The 1,054-nt window shown below is 61.8% G+C and carries 1 protein-coding gene; it reads left to right on the top strand.

Going from position 1 to position 1,054, the window contains the following annotated elements; all coding sequences use genetic code 11:
- Positions 1–95 precede the first annotated feature (95 nt).
- Positions 96–1,044 (top strand): IS630 family transposase gene (locus ABID26_RS37050; protein WP_126086483.1). Its coding sequence is split into 2 segments (ribosomal slippage): positions 96–431 and positions 433–1,044, totalling 948 coding nucleotides; the frame shifts between segments, so codons are not numbered across the junction.
- Positions 1,045–1,054 lie beyond the last annotated feature (10 nt).

The raw sequence follows: 1,054 nt of genomic DNA, 5'->3' as shown, positions 1-1,054 counted from the left end.
CTAGAGCGGTTCAGCTTTTGACAGAATCGAAGAGGGATTCCGGAGAGGCTGATTTTGTGATTCAAGATGCTGGCTGGATCGGAGGCCAGCATCGGATGACGCGACCTCTTTCGAATGATCTTCGTGAGCGTGTTGTTGTGGCGATCGCGGCTGGTGAGAGCTGCCGCACGGTTGCGGCTCGTTTTGGCATAGCGGTGTCGTCGGCGGTGAAGTGGTCGCAGCGCTATCGGGCGAGTGGGTCGGTCGCGCCCGGCAAGATGGGCGGCCATCGCAAGCGGGTTCTGGAGCCGCACCGGGCCTTCATCGTGGAGAGGATCAATCAGACGCCGCATCTGTCGCTGCATCGGCTAAAGGACGAACTTGCGGCGCGCGGTGTGAAGGTATCGCACGATACGGTGTGGCAGTTCCTGCGGCGCGAGGGTTTGCGGTTCAAAAAAAACTCTGTTGGCCCTTGAGCAAGCCCGCGCTGACATCGCGCGACGGCGACAACGCTGGCGTTCCTGGCAGTCCGGTCTCGACCCACGGCAGTTGGTCTTCATCGACGAAACCTGGATCAAGACCAACATGGCGCCGCTGCGCGGTTGGGGGCCGAAGGGCAAACGCCTGCGCGGCTTGGCTCCATACGGCCACTGGCGCACGCTGACCTTCCTCGGCGCGCTGCGCTGCGACCGGCTGACTGCACCTTGCGTCTTCGACGGGCCGATCAACGGCCAGTGCTTCCGCGCCTATGTCGAGCAGCAGCTCGTGCCAGTGCTTGAGCCGGGCGACATCGTCGTCATGGACAATCTCGGCTCCCACAAGTCGGCAGCCATCCGGCAAATGATCCGCGCCGCAGGCGCCAGGCTCTGGTACCTGCCGCCATACTCGCCAGATCTCAACCCGATCGAGCAGGCCTTCGCCAAGATCAAGCACTGGATGCGAACTGCCCAGAAGCGAACCATCGACGACACCTGGCGACACATCGGACACCTCGTCGCCACCATAGAACCCGACGAATGCTCAAACTACTTCAACAACGCCGGATACGCTTCCGTCAAAACCTGAAACGCTCTAG

It is taken from the genome of Mesorhizobium shonense, assembly GCF_040545255.1.
In the GTDB taxonomy this organism is placed as follows: domain Bacteria; phylum Pseudomonadota; class Alphaproteobacteria; order Rhizobiales; family Rhizobiaceae; genus Mesorhizobium; species Mesorhizobium shonense.
This window is presented reverse-complemented; position numbering and strand designations above follow the sequence as displayed.